The following is a 16,359-nucleotide window of genomic DNA, read 5'->3' as shown; positions in this document are numbered from 1 at the left end:
CGCGCACGCCCTGGCACACACCTGCCCCGGAGCCCGCCGGGGCGGGCCGCGGAGCAGGTCACGGGGCAGGTCACGGGGCGGGCTTCCGCAGCGGCTCCCACCACCGGCGGTTGGCGGTGTACCACGCGACGGTCCCGGCGAGGCCCTGCTCGAACGCGGTCTGCGGCGCGTAGCCCAGGGCCCGCAGTTTGCCGTCGGTCAGGGAGTACCGGCGGTCGTGGGCCTTGCGGTCGGGCACCCGCTCGACGCGCCGCCAGCCCGCGCCGAGCGCGTCGAGCAGCCGGGCCGTCAGCTCCAGGTTGGTCAGCTCGGCGGTCCCGGCGACGTGGTACACCTCGCCCGCCCCGCCGCGCTCGGCGACCAGCCGGACGGCCCGGCAGTGGTCGTCGACGTGTATCCAGTCGCGCACGTTGCCGCCGTCGCCGTACAGCGGCACGTCCAGGCCGTCGAGCAGCCGGGTGACGAACAGCGGGACGACCTTCTCCGGGTACTGGTACGGCCCGTAGTTGTTGCCGCAGCGGGTGATGCTGACCGGCAGCCCGTGCGTGCGCGCGTAGGCGAGCGCGATCAGGTCGCCACCGGCCTTGGACGCCGCGTAGGGGGAGTTCGGGCCGAGCGGGGCCGTCTCGTCCCAGGAGCCGGCCTCGATGCTGCCGTACACCTCGTCGGTGGAGACGTGGACGACCTTCGGGGTGCCCGCGTCCAGGCACGCCTGCATGAGGGTCTGCACGCCCAGGACGTTGCTGCGGACGAACTCGCCCGCACCGGCTATCGACCGGTCGACGTGCGACTCGGCGGCGAAGTTGACGACGAGGTCGTGGCCGGGCACCACCTCCCCGAGCAGCCCGGCGTCGCAGATGTCGCCCCGCACGAAGGCGAACCGGCCCTCGGCGGGCTCCAGGTTCGCCGGGTTCCCGGCGTAGGTCAGCTTGTCGAGCACGGTCACCTCGTCCCCGCCGGTGAAGGACCGTACGAAGTGCGAGCCGATGAAGCCGGCGCCACCGGTCACGAGGACCCTCATGACACGACCTGGACCTTGCTGTGGTCGCCGAGGACCAGGCGGTGGGACCGCAGCATCCCGGGCGTCGACACCACCTCGACCTCGCGTCCGATCAGCGAGCGCTCGATGCGCCGCACCCCGACGATGGACGCCCCGCGCAGCACGATGGAGTACTCGACCTCGCTGTCGGTCACCGCGCAGTCGCTGTCGATGGAGGTGAACGGACCGATGTAGGAGTCGCGGATGCGCGAACCGGCCGCGACGACCACCGGGCCGACGATCCGCGACCCGGTGACGGTCGCGCCCCGCTCGATCACCACCCGGCCGATCAGCTCGCTGGAGTGGACCTCACCGGAGCAGTCGGCCTCGATGCCGTCCAGGACGAGACGGTTGACCTCCAGCATGTCGGCGACGTTGCCGGTGTCCTTCCAGTACCCGGACACCACGACCGAATCCACCCGGCAGCCCGCGTCGACCAGCTCCTGGATCGCGTCGGTGATCTCCAGCTCGCCCCGCCCCGACGGCTTGATCCGGCGCACGGCCTCGTGCACGCGGGCGGTGAACAGGTAGACGCCGACCAGCGCGAGGTCGCTCTTCGGACGCTCCGGCTTCTCCTCCAGGGCGATCACCCGGCCGTGGCCGTCCACCTCGACCACACCGAACGCGCGCGGGTCCGACACCCGGGCCAGCATGATCTGGGCGTCCGGGCGCTCCGTCTGGAACCGCCGTACGAGCGCGCGGATGCCGCCGACGATGAAGTTGTCGCCGAGGTACATCACGAAGTCGTCGTCGCCGAGGTAGTCCCGGGCGATGTGCACGGCGTGGGCCAGGCCCAGCGGCGCCTCCTGCGGGAGGTAGGTGACGTCCAGGCCGAACCGCGAGCCGTCGCCGACCGCGGACTCGATCTCGGCGGCCCGGTCGCCGACGATGATGCCGACCTCGCGGACACCCGCCTCGGCGATCGATTCGAGGCCGAAGAACAGGACCGGTTTGTTGGCGACGGGCACGAGCTGTTTCGCCGAGGTGTGCGTGATCGGCCGGAGCCGGGAGCCGGACCCGCCGGCGAGCACGAGCGCCTTCATCCGCGCCCCTCCCCCCGGACGCCCGGCGCGCGGCGGCCCGGGGGGCCGGGCGCACCGGGGGCCGGCGGGTGCCCCGTACGGCCGCGCGGGACACCGGTCTCACAGGTACGGGCCATCATCGTCCTCAGGTCAGCAGGGCGGGCAGGACACTCATCCGGCGGATCATCCACTCCGACTCCCACTCGACGGCGGTGGCGGTGCTCAGCCGCGCGTGCGGGAACCGGCGCAGGAACCCGCGCACCGCGATCTGTGCCTCCAGGCGGACCAGCGAGGCGCCGATGCAGTAGTGCATGCCGAGGCCGAAGCTGAGGTGCCCCTGTCCCCGCCGGTCCGCGGTGAAGCTGTCGGCCTCCTCGCCCGGCTTCCGGTTCGCCGCCGCGATGCTGACCTGTACCGGGGCGCCCTTGGGAATCAGGTAGCCGCCGAGGTCGATGTCCGTGGTGGCGAAGCGCCAGGTCGGGTGCGGGAACGGCGGGTGCACCCGGAGGGTCTCCTCGACCCACGCCGCGATGTCCTCGTCGGACCGCGGACGCTGCGCCGCCGGGCGCCGCAGGGCCTCGTACAGCGACGCGGAGATCAGGCTCCCGGTCGTCTCGTAGCCCGTGATGATCATCCCGAGCGTCCAGACGACGACCTCGCCCTCGGTGACCGCCGCGTCCGGCCCGTCGGAGGAGGCCAGCAGACCCGTGATCACCCCGTCGCGCAGCGGGGCCGGGTCGCGCACCCAGCCTTCGACCGCGCCGAACAGCGCCCCGACCGCCTCGGTGCGGGCCGGGTAGTCGGAGGAGTAGAGCATGACGTCGGTGATGCCGCGCAACTGCCGCTCCGCCTCGGGGGGCAGGCCGAGCATCTCGGAGATGAACGCCAGCGGAATCCGGTGCGTGTAGTCCGTCACCACGTTGATCTCGGCGGACTGCCCGGAACCGGAACCGGAACCGGGACCGGGACGGGAACGGGAACGGGAAGAGGACTGCTCCAGCTCGTCCAGGAACCCGTCGACCTTGACGCCGACCCGCTCGCCCCACCTCTCGGTGTTCCGCGGGCTCAGGACCGGCGCGTGCAGCCGCCGGATGCGCGCATGGTGCTCACCATCGCTCATGATCATGGCGCGGGCGTACTCCGGGGGCGGCTGCGATCCCACCATCAGGCCCGGCCTGCGCATCCAGTCGGGGACCAGGGTGATGTCCTTCTCCAGCTGGGGGTGGGTGAGCGCGGCCCGCACCAGCTCCGGGTCGCACACGACCCAGGCGTGGTGGCCGAGGTAGGGAATCCGGACGACGGGTGCCACCCGCGCGGCGGCCAGCAGGTCCGGCATGCAGTCGAAGAGCCCCGGGTCCGTCGGCATGGTCGTCTCGGGGGCTTGGGCCAGGCCGGTCTTCGTCGTGACGTTCAACGGGGTAAACCTCCGGTGGAAATCTGGCCCTGGGAATCGGCCATGGACTCGATGAGCTCGGCGGCCCGTCGCGGGGCGTCGAGGCTCCGGTGCTCCCGGGACAGCTCGCGTGCCCGCCGCCGGTAGCGCTCGTCGTTCAGTACGGTGCTCACCGCGTCGCGCAGAGCGGCCTGCGACACCGCCCGCCGTTTGAGGACGACACCGGCCCCGGCCCACTCGACGCGCGCCGCGACGTCGGGGTTCTCCTCCGAGCCCGGCGCGGCGACCAGGGGCACCCCCTGGGCGAGGGCCGCGTTGACGCCGTTGTAGCCCCCGTTGGTCACCATCACGTCCACGTGCGGCAGCAGGTGGTGGTAGGGGACGAACCGCTCCAGCCGGACGTTGTCCGGCAGCGGACGCAGCCGGTCGACGTCCAGTCCGCTCCCGGTGGTGACCACCACCAGGAGGTCCTGGCCGGCCAGTGCCCGGACGGCGGGGACGAGCAGCCGGCCGACGTCGTTGGCGGTGGTGCCCTGGGTGATCAGCACCACCGGCCGGCCGTCGTGCAGCTCCTCCCACCAGGTGGGCGGCTCGAACTCCTCCGGGGGAAGGCCGAGGAGCCCGCCCACGAAGTGGGTTCCCGGGAGCAGGTCGCTGCGGGGGAACTCGAAGGACGGCACGGTGCCCATCAGGTAGAGGGACGGCGGGCGGGCGATGTTCTCCATGGCGCCCGTCCGCAGCCGCCCCAGCCCGGCCCGGGCCCGTGCCCGGTCGGCCTCCCGGCGCAGGTTCCGCATCACCACCTGGTCGCCGACGAACCTGAGCAGCGCGTTGCGCACCCGCCCGAGCGGTGACGAACTCGGCAGCAGCCCCCCGCCGAGCGGGGCGGTGTCCCTGCTGCCGAGGATGTAGACCGAGTTGTTCAGCCAGGCCAGGGGGAGACCGGTGCGCTCGGAGGCGAAGCACGCGCCGTAACACATGTCGTCGGCGAGTACGCAGTCGGCCGGGAACCGTTCGAGCACCGCCAGCAGGTCGTCCGTCTGGCGCGGTGCGGTCCGGTAGAAGATGTCCCGGACGCCGACCGTGAAACTGGCGATCCCGGTCAGCCCGGCATGGCCGGGGAACGCCTCCTCCCGGCTCCTGCCGCCGAAGTCGATCTCGGCGCTCATGGGCTCGAAGCGCGCCCCGGTCCGCTCCACCTGTTCCCGGAAGGCCCGGCCGGTGTACCAGCGCACCTCGTGGCCGCGCCGGGCCAGTTCGCGGGCGACCTCCAGCATGCTGACGATGTGTCCCGGCGCCGGTGTGGTAGCGATCAGTACGCGCGTCAACGTCGCCTCCGTCGGGGTCTGGTGTCACCGGTCTCGCCGTCCTCGCCGTCCTCGCCGTTCCCGTCGTTCCCGTCGTTCCCGCCGGGCGGGACGGGCGGGACGGGCGCCCACGGACCCGGCCGTCCGGTCACGCACACCACCATCGGCCCCCTTCGCACCCTGGAGGGCGGTGCGGGGAAAACCCCACGCGTTCGCGCGGGATGACGCCGCCGTGCCCACCCGATCGCGTCGGCCGACGGCCGGGCAAACCATCCGTGCCCGGGGCGGCCGGGGGATATGGGCGTGCTGCCACCGCGCGAACAATGGCCATGAGCAATCCCCGGCATCGCCCTTCCGCAACCGGGAAGGCGCTGGGTCAATCCAGGACAGCTCCCGGCCTTGGACATCGCGTACTGGAGGAAACCTGTGGCGGCACCCTTGCAGGAGATGGACGGGCCGGACGGCGCCATGAACGGGGCGAAGGCCGCAGCGAAGGCCGGGCCGCACGACGGGCCGCACGACGGGCCGAAGAAGGTCACCGTCATCGGCGCCGGCATCGCCGGTCTGGTGGCGGCGTACGAGCTGGAACGCCTCGGTCATCAGGTCCAGGTCATCGAGGCGAGCCACGAGATCGGCGGCCGCATCCACACCCACCGCTTCCCCGGCACCCGCACCGGCCCCGGCAGCAGCGCTGGTGGCAGCAGTGGTGGCGGTGGTGGTCAGGCCGGGCCGTTCGCCGAACTCGGCGCGATGCGGATTCCCGCCGGGCACCGGCTGACCCTCCACTACATCGCCGAACTCGGCCTGCAGAACCAGGTGTGCGAGTTCCGGACGCTGTTCTCCGACGACGCCGCCTACCTGCCCAGTTCCTCCGGATACCTCCGGGTGCGCGACGCGCGCGAAACCCTGGTCGACGAGTTCGCCGCCGGACTGCCGAACCGGGACTACCGGGACAACACCCTGCTGTTCGGAGCCTGGCTGGACGCCAGCATCAGGGCCATCGCCCCCCGCCAGTTCTACGACGGGCTCCACCGGGAGATCGACGTGGAGCTGCTCGACCTCGTCGACCACCTCGACCTGACGCCCTACCGGTGCGGCAGCGCGGGCAACCGGATCGACCTGCACGCCTTCTTCTCCGACCATCCCCAGGTGCGCTCGTCCTGCCCGCCGCGCCTCGAACGTTTCCTGGACGACGTGCTGGACGAGACCAGCTCCACCATCGTGCGGCTGCGCGACGGGATGGACGGGCTCCCCCGGCGGCTCGCCTCGCGCATACGGGGAAGGATCTCCACCGGCCAGGAGGTGGTGGGCATCGACGTCCGCGGCGACGCGGTGACCCTGCGGATTCGCCAGGGCCTCAGAACCGTCACCAGGAGCTGCGACTACGTGGTGTGCACCATTCCGTTCACGGTGCTCAGGCGGATGGAACTGACCGGCTTCGACCAGGACAAGCTGGACATCGTCCACCGGACGAAGTACTGGGCGGCGACGAAGATAGCCTTCCACTGTCGCGAGGCGTTCTGGGAGAAGGACGGGATCAGCGGAGGCGCCTCCTTCACCGGCGGGCACGTGCGGCAGACCTACTACCCGCCCGCCGACGGCGACCCGGAGCTCGGCGCGGTACTGCTCGCGAGCTACAGCATCGGGCCGGACGCCGACGCGCTCAGCCTGCTGAGCGAGGCGGAGCGCAACACGGTCGTCGCCAAGGAACTCGGTGTGATGCACCCCGAGCTGCGCCGGCCGGGCATGATCCTGGGCGTGGCGGGCCGGGCCTGGGGCACGCGCCCGTGGTCCTGGGGGGCGGCCACGGTCCGCTGGGGCCAGGAAGCGGCCCTGCGCGAGGCGGAGCGGCGGGAGGCGGCCCGGCCGCAGAAGGGGCTCTTCTTCGCCGGCGAGCACTGCTCGTCGAAACCCGCGTGGATCGAGGGCGCGATCGAGTCGGCGATCGACGTCGCGCACGAGATCGAGTGGTACGAGCCGCGGGCCAGCCGCGTGTTCGCCGCCACCCGGCCGAGCCGCTCGGACGAACCGGCATGAGCGTCTTCGACCTGCCCCGGCTGCACTTTCGCGGAACGGCGACGACACACCTGCCCACCGGCGCGCGCAGCGGCCTCGTCGACCTGGCGACGAACACGGCGCTCACCGGGGACGGGCAGCCCTTCCCGGCCGACCGCCCGCCCGGCGAGTACCACGACCACCTCGACCGGCTGGGAGCGAGGTTCGACAGCACGGGCGCCCCGGCGCCCGACGGGCCCTTCAACGCGGCCAAGGGCGAGGACTTCGCCGGCAACGGGCACTTCTCGATCGACGCGCGGATCGTCAGCGTCGAGGGCCGCGCGGGCGACATCGACACGGCCGACCCGGTGGTCGGGCGAAGCGTCGACATGTGGGGGCACTACAACGAGTACCTCGCCACCACGGTCAACCGGGCCCGTGTCTTCGACGTCGACCCGTCCTGCGACGGGACCACGACCCTCATGGTCGGACAGTTCTGCTTCGGGCGCGACGGACGCTCCCACGACGTCGGGTACATGGCCACCGGGGCCGTCCGCGGCTTCCACCCCCCGAGGTGGCACCACGCCGGTCACGGCGGTGACCCGGGCGGTCACTGGCTGGGCGCGCGGCTGCGCCGGTCCGTGGTCCACCAGTTCGTCGTCACCGATGACCCCGACGGCAGGGACGGCACCGACGGCAGGGACGGCACCGGTGACAGCGGTCACGACGGACTGACCTGGCTCGACGGGGCGGCCGTCTCCCCGGCCGTGCGGCGGCTCAAGGAGGTGGTGGCCTCCGAGGAGTCCGGCGGCCTGGTGGTGCAGTTCTCGCTCAGCCACCTGTCCGCCCCGCAGGCACCCGACCGGCCGGGCCGGTGGGAGCTGCGCGGAACCATCGCCCCCTGGCGTCCGCACGAGCCCCGCACCTACCCGGCGGGCCGCCTGCTGGTCCCGGCCCGCCGCGCACCCGGCCGGGCCCCCGGCGGGCTGCACAACCTCTCCGTCGAGGTGACGGACGAGCACGTCACCCTCAACATGATCACCGCGGTGCCCTCCTCCGGCCCGGCGGACGGCCCCCGGTCCACCGCCGGGGCCGAGCCCCCCTCGCCGGCCGACTTCGGCGATCTCGAACTGCGCACGGCCGACAGCGGCCGGCTGGTGGCCCGGGTGCCCCGGCGGGCCTACCTCGGCGAGGAGTACGCCCTGGCCGGCGGCCTGGTGACGGTTCCCGCCGAGATGCCGGCGGACGCCGCGGCCGGGGAGGCGCTGCACCTGGTGGGCACCGGCCCCGGCCCCGGCGGCCCGGTGGTCCACCTGCGCGAGAAGGAGATCAACGTCCAGGCCGACGACGCGTGTCTCTTCCTGGAGCACCCCCGGGACCGGGACGACGCGGACCACGACGTCGAGGTCCTCGTGCGGTCCTTCGTCCGGGGCCGCCCGGCCGCCGTCGGGGGGATCGGCGTACGGCAGTTCTTCAACCCCCGGGCCCTGCCGCGCGACCCGTCCGCGCGCTCCCCCGAGGCGCGGTGCTCCGACGTCGACATCGTCCGGCTGCGCCCGGGACGGCGCGACGGCCGGCGCGACGGCCCGGGCACCTGGTCGGGCACCTGTGTCCTGGACACCGACCCCACGGGCCGCGGGTGGTTCACCCTGCGGGGCGCGGCGGCCGGAACCGCCCGCGTCCTGCTCTCCACCGACGCCGGTGACCTGCCGTGCGACGTGGACCTCCCCGGCTCCGCGGCCCTCGGCCACGACGCCGACGACGCGCTCGGCTACTGGTCCGGCGCCGGACACCTGTCGGTGCGGGTGCTTCCCGACGACTGGCGGCTGGCCGGCACCGGCCAGGACGAGGCGACCTTCGACCTGGTGTACCGGGAGGTCTTCGCCTTCTACGAGCACCTGTACTCCTTCATGAAGGCGGAGGTCTTCAGCCTGGCGGACCGGTGCAAGGTGGAGACGTACGCGAAACTCATCTGGCAGATGTGCGACCCGCGCAACAAGGCGAAGACCTACTACATGCCGCCGACACGGGAGCTGTCCGAGCCGAAGGCACGGCTCCTGCTGACGTTCCTGAGGGCCCAGCAGGCGCCGGACGAGGTCCTCCTGACGGTGCCCGCGGCCCCCCGCCCGAGCAGGAGGGGGATCACCACCCGCGGCCACCTCGTGCGGGTGCTGCGCGACGCCGCCGCGATGGAGCTGGCCGTCATGCTCCAGTACCTGTACGCGGCCTACTCGGTGCCCACCCACGGCGCCGGCCTGGAGTACGTGCGGCGGGGCGTGTGGACGCCCGAGCAGCTCCACCTCGCCTGCGGCGACGGCGGGGAGACCCTCGACGAGGGCATCCGCAGCATGCTGCTGAACATCGCCCGCGAGGAAATGATCCACTTCCTCCTCGTCAACAACATCCTCACCGCCGTGGGCGAGCCCTTCCACGTGCCCCGGATCGACTTCGCCACCGTCAACCACGAACTGCCGGTGCCGCTGGACCTCTCCCTCGAAAGGCTGGGACCCGGCAGCGTCGAGCGGTTCACGCTCATCGAGCGGCCGGAGGACCTCGTCGGCGAAGTACGGCGGGGCGGGACGGCGGCGGCCCCCGCCCACCACGACGACCGGCAGCCGTCCCCCTACCGCTACGCCTCGCTGAGCGAGCTGTACGGGGACATCCGGGAAGGCCTGCGGAGCGTCCCGGACCTCTTCCTGGTCGAGAAGGGCAGGGGCGGCGGGGAACACCACCTCTTCCTGCGCCGGTCGATCGACCGGCACCACCCCGACTACCAGCTGGAGGTCGACGACCTCTCCAGCGCGCTGTTCGCGATCGACGTCATCACCGAGCAGGGGGAGGGCGGGACGCTCGGCCCGCGCACCGCCGAGGAGTCGCACCACGCCTCGTTCCTGCGGATCGGCGAGCTGCTGCGCGGCGCACCGGCCACAGGACGGGACCCGGGCGGCGAACGGTGGAACCCGGCCTACCCCGTCGTACGGAACCCGACCCTCGGCCGGGGGAACCCGGCCATGGAGACGGTCACCGATCCCGACGCCCGTACGGTCATGGAGCTGTTCAACCGTTCCTACTTCCTGGCGCTGCAACTCATGGCCCAGCACTTCGGCGAGCGCCCGGACGAGAGCCTGCGGCGCTCCGACCTGATGAACGCGGCCATCGACATGATGACGGGCGTGATGCGCCCGCTGGCGGAACTGCTGGTGACCCTGGGCTCGGGGCGCCGGGGCACGACCGCCGGGCCGTCGTTCGAACTGGACGGGCAGCCCGCGCCGGTGTCCCGTCCGGACGTGGCCAGGCGCTCCCTCGCGCTGCGCCTGGACCACCTCGCGGCGGCCTGCCGCAAGTGCCCCCTGGTGCCCGCCCGGGTGGGGGAGATGAGCGCGTTCTGGGCCGACCACTTCCGGCCGCCGCGCGGGTAGGACGCCGAGCGCTCCGGCGCTCCCGTCGACCCGTACGCGCGAGCACACCGCCGACCGCACCGCACCGCCGACCGCATCGCTGACCGAAGGAGACCGCATGCCATCCGCGACGCTGCCGCGGTTCGACCTGAAGGGCTGGGACAAGAAGGACATCGCCCACCCGTACCCGGTGTACCGGCGCTACCGGGAGGCCGCGCCGGTCCACCGCGGGGCGTCCGCCACGGGCGGGCCGGACACCTTCTACGTCTTCTCCCACGACGAGGCCGTCCGGGTCCTGTCGAGCCGGGTCCTCGGCCGGGACGCGCGCACGGCGTCCGCCGGAGCCGCCGCGGTGTCCGTCCCGGTCCCCGCCGAACACCGGGCCCTGCGGGCCCTCGTCGAGAACTGGCTGGTGTTCCTGGACCCGCCGCGCCACACCGAGCTGCGCTCCCTGCTCAGCACCGAGTTCTCGCCCTCGGTCGTCGCCGCGCTGCGGCCCCGCATCACGCAGATCGCGCACGAGCTCCTGGAACGCCTCGGGCGGGACGGCGAGGCCGACCTCGTCGAGGGCTTCGCGGCGCCGCTGCCCGTCCTCGTCATCTCCGAACTCCTCGGCATCCCCCAGGACCACCACGGATGGCTCCGCGCCAACGCGGTCGCCCTCCAGGAGGCCAGCACCACCCGGCCGCGCGGCACGGGCGGCTACGCGCGGGCCGAGGAAGCCTCCCGGCAACTCGCCCACTACTTCCGGCAGGAGGTCGCCCGGCGGCGCGGCGAGGACCGCGGCGACCTGCTCACGCTCCTCGTCCGCGCCCGGGACGCCGGCGCGCCGCTCAGCGTGGACGGGATCGTGGGGACCTGTGTCCACCTGCTCACCGCCGGACACGAGACCACCACCAACTTCCTGGCCAAGGCGGTACTGGCGCTACGGGCGCACCCCCGGGTCCTCGACGAGCTGCGCACCGCCCCCGGGCTGACACCGGGGGCGGTGGAGGAACTCCTGCGCTACGACCCGCCGGTGCAGGCGGTGACGCGGTGGGCCTACCAGGACATCCGCCTCGGCGCGCACGAGGTGCCGCGCGGCAGCCGGGTGGTCGCCCTGCTCGGGTCGGCGAACCGGGACCCCGCGCGCTTCCCGGACCCCGACGTCCTGGACGTGCACCGCCCCGCCGACCGGCACCTGGGCTTCGGGCTGGGCATCCACTACTGCCTCGGCGCGACCCTGGCCCGCGCCGAGGCCGAGATCGGCCTCAGGGCACTGCTGGACGGCCTTCCCGGGCTGGACCGCGGCGGCCAGCGGGTCGACTACGCCGACGACATGGTCTTCCACGGGCCGGCCCGCCTGGTGCTCGGCCCGCCCGGCCCCCCGTGACCCGCGACGACACACCGACGCCGCACGAGGACGACACACCGACACCGCACGGAAGGAAGGCGACCATGACGCAGCAGCCCGACACCACCCCCGACACCACCCCCGGCTCCGTCGGCCAGGCGTACGACCAGTTCGGCGACGCGGGCGCCACGACCGCCCTGGGCGGCAACATCCACGTGGGCTACTGGCAGGACGACCACGACGTCCCGGTCGCCGAGGCCACCGACCACCTCACCGACCTCGTCGCCGGCCGCCTCGCCCCCCGGCCCGGCCAGCGCCTCCTGGACGTGGGCTGCGGCATCGGCGTCCCGGCCCTGCGTATCGCGGGAGCCCACGACGTCCACGTGACCGGCATCAACGTCAGCCGGCAGCAGATCACCCAGGCCTCGGAACGGGCGGACGGCTCCGACGCCCGCGGCCGGGCCTCCTTCCTCTTCGCGGACGCCATGGACCTCCCCTTCGAGGACGGTTCCTTCGACGGGGCCTGGGCGATCGAATCGCTCCTGCACATGAGCGACCAGTCCACCGCCCTGGCCCAGATCCACCGCGTCGTCCGCCCCGGCGGCCGTCTGGTCGTCGCCGACCTGTGCCGGCGGAAACCGTTCACCGGCCAGGACGAGGCCCTGCTGGACGGCATGCTGAACGTCTACCGGATCGCGGGGATCAGCACGCCCGAGGAACACCGCGCCCGCCTGGCGCGGACGGGCTGGCAGCTGCTGGAACTGACGGACATCGGCGAACAGGTCCGCGCCAGTTACGGGCACGCCTCGGCCGCCTTCCGGGAACTCGCCGCCTCCCTCGACACCTTCGCCGCCGGGCAGATCACCGCGGCGGCCGACCTGATGGAGGCGTTCGGGAAGCACCCGGACGCCGGTTACGTCCTGATCACCGCCCAGCGGCCCTGACCCGACGAGCCCGCCCCCGCCCGCCCGCCCGCCCGCCCGCCCGGCCGTCGCGCGCCGGCCGGGCCGGTACCGCCCCGACGTCCCGCCCCGACATGCCGCCGCCCGACGCTCCGACGCCCCGCAGACAGGGAGTTCTCCGATGCCGTCCCGGACCGGTCCACCACCCGCCGCCCCCGCCCTGCGCCCCCGTGAGGACCACGGACCGACCGACCGCATCGCCCTGTCGGCCGCGACCGGCCGCGGAGCGCACCTACGGACCGAGGACGTCCACGCCTGGCTCGCCGAGCGCCGCCGCGCCCACGCCTTCCACGTGGAACGCATACCGTTCGCGGAGCTGGACGAGTGGCGGTTCGAGGACGGGACCGGCAACCTCATGCACCGCAGCGGCCGGTTCTTCACCGTCGAGGGCATGCACGTGGTGGAACACGACGGCCCCCGCGGCGACGGCCCCCGCAGGGAGTGGCAGCAGCCCGTCATCAGCCAGCCCGAAGTGGGCATCCTGGGCATCCTGGCCAAGGAGTTCGACGGGGTCCTCCACTTCCTGATGCAGGCCAAGATGGAGCCGGGCAACCCGAACCTGCTCCAGCTCTCCCCGACCGTGCAGGCCACCCGCAGCAACTACACCAAGGCCCACCGGGGCACGGACGTGAAGCTCATCGACCACTTCGTCCGGCCCGACCCCGACCGGGTCCTCGTCGACGTCCTCCAGTCGGAACAGGGCTCGTGGTTCTTCCGCAAGTCCAACCGCAACATGATCGTCGAGACCGAGGACGAGATCCCCGCGCAGGACGACTTCCGCTGGCTCACCCTCGGCCAGATCGCCGCACTCCTCCACGAGGACGACCTGGTCAACATGAACGCCAGGACCGTGCTGTCCTGCGTGCCGTACCGGGACACGGCACCCGGCGCACTGCTCTCCGACATCCAGCTCCTGTCGTGGTTCACCGGCGAACGCTCCCGCCGCGACGTGCGCGCCCGTCGCGTACCGCTCGCCTCCGTCCACGGCTGGAAGCACGGCACCGAGGCGATCGAGCGCGAGGACGGCCGCTACTTCAAGGTCGTCGCCGTCTCCGTACGGGCCGGCAACCGCGAAGTGGTCCGCTGGACCCAGCCGTTGATCGAGCCCGTCGGCCTGGGGGTGACGGCGTTCCTCGTGCGCGAGGTCGACGGGGTCCCGCACGTGCTGGTGCAGGCCCGCGCCGAGGGCGGCCTGCTGGACACGGTCGAGCTGGCCCCGACCGTCCAGTGCACGCCCGGCAACCACGCCCACCTGCCGGCGGCGGACCGCCCGCCCTTCCTCGACGCCGTCCTCGGCGCCCCCGCGTCGCGCATCCGTTACGAGGCCGTCCACTCCGAGGAGGGCGGACGCTTCCTGAACGCCAGGAGCCGCTACCTCCTCGTCACCGCCGACCCGGACGGGGCCGCGCTCGACCCGCCCTCCGGCTACACCTGGGCCACCCCCGCCCAGCTCAGCACCCTCACCCGGCACGGCCACTACCTCAACGTGGAGTCCCGCACGCTCCTGGCCTGCCTCAACGCCATGACCGCCACCCCGCCCCGGGAAGGGATCTGACATGGGGAGCGCACCGGCGGCCCCCCGGCCGCTGATCACCGTGCTCGGCGCCTCGGGCTTCGTGGGCTCGGCCGTGGTCCGCGCACTGGCGCGCCGTCCCGTCCGCCTGCGGGCGGTGGCGCGCGGACGGACCGCACCCGCCCCGGGACCGGCCGGGACGACCGTCGTCACCGCCGACCTCACCGACCGGGCGGCGCTCGCCGAGGCCGTCGCGGGCTCGGACGTGGTGGTGCACCTGCTCCTGGCGGACGGCGGGTGGCGGGCGGCCGAGAGCGAGCCGGCGGCCGAGCGCGTGAACGTGGGCGTGATGCGGGACCTCGTCGAGGTGATGCGGCCGGGCCCCGGCGGGCCGCCCCCGCTGGTGGTGTACGCCGGAGCCGCCTCGCAGGTCGGTGTGCCGCCGAGGGAGCCGCTCGACGGCAGCGAGCCCGACCACCCCGGAACCGCCTACGACCGGCAGAAACTGACGGCGGAGCAGATCCTGAAGGAGGCCACGGCCCAGGGCCTGGTGCGCGGCATCAGCCTGCGCCTGCCCACGGTGTTCGGCGAGGTCGCGGCGCCCGGCGCCACCGACCGCGGTGTCGTGTCCGCCATGGCGCGGCGGGCCCTCGCGGACCAGACGCTCACCATGTGGCACGACGGTACGGTGCGGCGCGACCTGGTCCACGTCGACGACATCGCGGCGGCCTTCACGGCGGCGCTCGACCACCCGGACCCCCTGGTCGGCGGCCACTGGCTGATCGGCGCGGGCCGGGGCGACGCGCTGGGCGACGTCTTCCGGCTCGTCGCCCGCGCCACGGCCGACCACACGGGGCGGCTCCCGGTCCCCGTGGTGTCCGTGGAACCACCCGCGCACGCCCCCGCGACGGACTTCCGGAGCGTGACCATCGACTCCTCCCCGTTCCGCGCGGCCACCGGCTGGCACCCCCGGATACCGCTCCCCGAAGGGGTGCGCCGCACGGTCGCCGCCCTGGCCCGGCAGCAGGACGGGGCCCGGTGAGCCCCCACACCCCGGCCCCCCACACCCCGGCCCCCCACACCCCGGCCCCCCACACCCCGGACCCGTACACCCCGGACCCGTGCAGCGCAGATCCGTACCTTCCGGACCCCCACCCACCGCGGACGTCCGGCCGGAGCACGCCGTCCGTCACCGCTTCGGAAAGGCTGGCACATGACCACACGCGTATGGGACTACCTGGCGGAGTACCAGGCCGAGCGTCTGGACATCCTGGACGCCGTGGAGACGGTCTTCACCTCGGGGCAGCTCGTGCTCGGCGCCAGCCTGCGCGGCTTCGAGGCGGAGTTCGCCGCCTACCACGGGGTGGACCACTGCGTCGGCGTCGACAACGGGACGAACGCGATCACGCTCGGCCTGCAGGCGCTGGGCATCGGACCGGGCGACGAGGTGATCACGGTGTCGAACACCGCGGCGCCGACCGTCGTCGCCATCGACTCCACGGGCGCCACCCCCGTCTTCGTCGACGTCCGCGCCGACGACTTCCTCATGGACACCGGCCAGGTGGCGGCGGCGATCACCGAACGCACGCGGTGCCTCCTCCCGGTGCACCTGTACGGGCAGTGCGTGGACATGGCCCCCCTGAAGGAACTCGCCGCCCGCCACGGACTGGTCGTCCTGGAGGACTGCGCCCAGGCGCACGGCGCCCGCCGGGGCGGCACGCCGGCGGGCTCCTTCGGTGACGCCGCCGCCTTCTCCTTCTACCCGACCAAGGTCCTCGGCGCGTACGGCGACGGCGGCGCGGTGATCACCTCGGACGCGTCCGTGGCGCGACGGCTCCAGCGGCTGCGGTACTACGGCATGGAGGACCGCTACTACACCCTGGAGACGCCCGCCCACAACAGCCGCCTGGACGAGGTCCAGGCCGAGATCCTGCGGCGCAAGCTCAGGCGGCTCGACACCTATGTCACCGGCCGGCGGGCCGTCGCCCGGCGCTACGCCGACGGTCTCGCCGGCACCGGCCTCGCCCTCCCGCGCACCACCCCGGGCAACGAGCACGTGTACTACGTGTACGTGGTCCGCCACCCCCGGCGCGACGACATCATCGAGCGCCTCAAGGCCTACGACATCCAGCTGAACATCAGCTACCCGTGGCCGGTGCACACCATGACCGGGTTCGCCCACCTCGGGTACGCCACGGGCTCGCTCCCGGTCACCGAGGCCCTGGCCGCCGAGATCTTCTCGCTGCCCATGTACCCCTCGCTCACCCCCGACCTCCAGGACAAGGTCATCCACGCGGTCCGCGAGGTACTGGCGACGCTCTGACACCCCGCTGCCCGCCCCGCCCCGCCCGTCCCGTCCCGCCTCGCCCCGACCTGACTTCGCCGAGCCGTCCACCG

Annotated in this window: 11 protein-coding genes; 7 read left to right on the top strand and 4 right to left on the bottom strand. The window is 73.3% G+C overall.

The features are described from left to right. Nucleotides 1-70 precede the first annotated feature (70 nt). The 4 genes from rfbB to ACIA5F_RS15115 form a co-directional block, all read right to left on the bottom strand. Complete coding sequence (rfbB, locus tag ACIA5F_RS15130) at nt 71-1,021, bottom strand: dTDP-glucose 4,6-dehydratase (RefSeq protein WP_399352884.1); 951 nt, start codon at nt 1,019-1,021, stop codon at nt 71-73. Continuing rightward, on the bottom strand, nt 1,018-2,082 hold the full coding sequence (locus ACIA5F_RS15125) for a glucose-1-phosphate thymidylyltransferase (protein ID WP_399352882.1): 1,065 nt from the start codon (nt 2,080-2,082) through the stop codon (nt 1,018-1,020). The genes rfbB and ACIA5F_RS15125 overlap by 4 nt, the downstream gene beginning before the upstream one ends. A 124-nt stretch (nt 2,083-2,206) precedes the next feature. After that, nucleotides 2,207-3,475 (bottom strand): cytochrome P450, encoded by a 1,269-nt coding sequence (locus tag ACIA5F_RS15120; RefSeq protein ID WP_399352880.1) that lies wholly within the window; start codon nt 3,473-3,475, stop codon nt 2,207-2,209. Then, the gene (locus ACIA5F_RS15115) at nt 3,472-4,782 is read right to left on the bottom strand and encodes a glycosyltransferase (RefSeq protein WP_399352878.1); all 1,311 of its coding nucleotides are present in this window, start codon (nt 4,780-4,782) and stop codon (nt 3,472-3,474) included. Before ACIA5F_RS15115 ends, ACIA5F_RS15120 begins: the two co-directional genes overlap by 4 nt. A 405-nt stretch (nt 4,783-5,187) precedes the next feature. Between ACIA5F_RS15115 and ACIA5F_RS15110 the strand changes: the two genes are divergently transcribed. The 7 genes from ACIA5F_RS15110 (at nt 5,188) to ACIA5F_RS15080 (ending at nt 16,285) form a co-directional block, all read left to right on the top strand. Further along, a complete protein-coding gene (locus ACIA5F_RS15110; protein ID WP_399352876.1) occupies nt 5,188-6,798 on the top strand; it encodes a flavin monoamine oxidase family protein in 1,611 nt (536 codons plus the stop codon). Beyond that, nucleotides 6,795-10,175, top strand: coding sequence for a ferritin-like domain-containing protein (locus ACIA5F_RS15105; RefSeq protein ID WP_399352875.1), 3,381 nt, complete (start codon nt 6,795-6,797; stop codon nt 10,173-10,175). Before ACIA5F_RS15110 ends, ACIA5F_RS15105 begins: the two co-directional genes overlap by 4 nt. Before the next feature lie 97 nt (nt 10,176-10,272). Continuing rightward, nucleotides 10,273-11,526, top strand: a complete 1,254-nt coding sequence (locus ACIA5F_RS15100) for a cytochrome P450 (protein ID WP_399352873.1) — start codon at nt 10,273-10,275, stop codon at nt 11,524-11,526. Between the two features lie 65 nt (nt 11,527-11,591). Next, complete coding sequence (locus ACIA5F_RS15095) at nt 11,592-12,431, top strand: methyltransferase domain-containing protein (RefSeq protein ID WP_399352871.1); 840 nt, start codon at nt 11,592-11,594, stop codon at nt 12,429-12,431. A gap of 139 nt (nt 12,432-12,570) precedes the next feature. Then, nucleotides 12,571-14,004: an NDP-hexose 2,3-dehydratase family protein gene (locus ACIA5F_RS15090; protein WP_399352869.1), complete on the top strand. Its 1,434-nt coding sequence runs from the start codon at nt 12,571-12,573 to the stop codon at nt 14,002-14,004. A 1-nt stretch (nt 14,005) separates the two neighbouring features. Continuing rightward, nucleotides 14,006-15,004, top strand: a complete 999-nt coding sequence (locus tag ACIA5F_RS15085) for an NAD-dependent epimerase/dehydratase (protein WP_399352867.1) — start codon at nt 14,006-14,008, stop codon at nt 15,002-15,004. Nucleotides 15,005-15,175: 171 nt separating this feature from the next. Further along, a complete protein-coding gene (locus ACIA5F_RS15080) occupies nt 15,176-16,285 on the top strand; it encodes a DegT/DnrJ/EryC1/StrS family aminotransferase (RefSeq protein WP_399352865.1) in 1,110 nt (369 codons plus the stop codon). Nucleotides 16,286-16,359 lie beyond the last annotated feature (74 nt).

Source organism: Streptomyces sp. NPDC051567, assembly GCF_044454165.1.
Classification (GTDB): Bacteria; Actinomycetota; Actinomycetes; order Streptomycetales; family Streptomycetaceae; genus Streptomyces.
The sequence above is the reverse complement of the archived record's forward strand: the minus strand, read 5'-3'. Positions and strand labels throughout refer to the sequence as shown.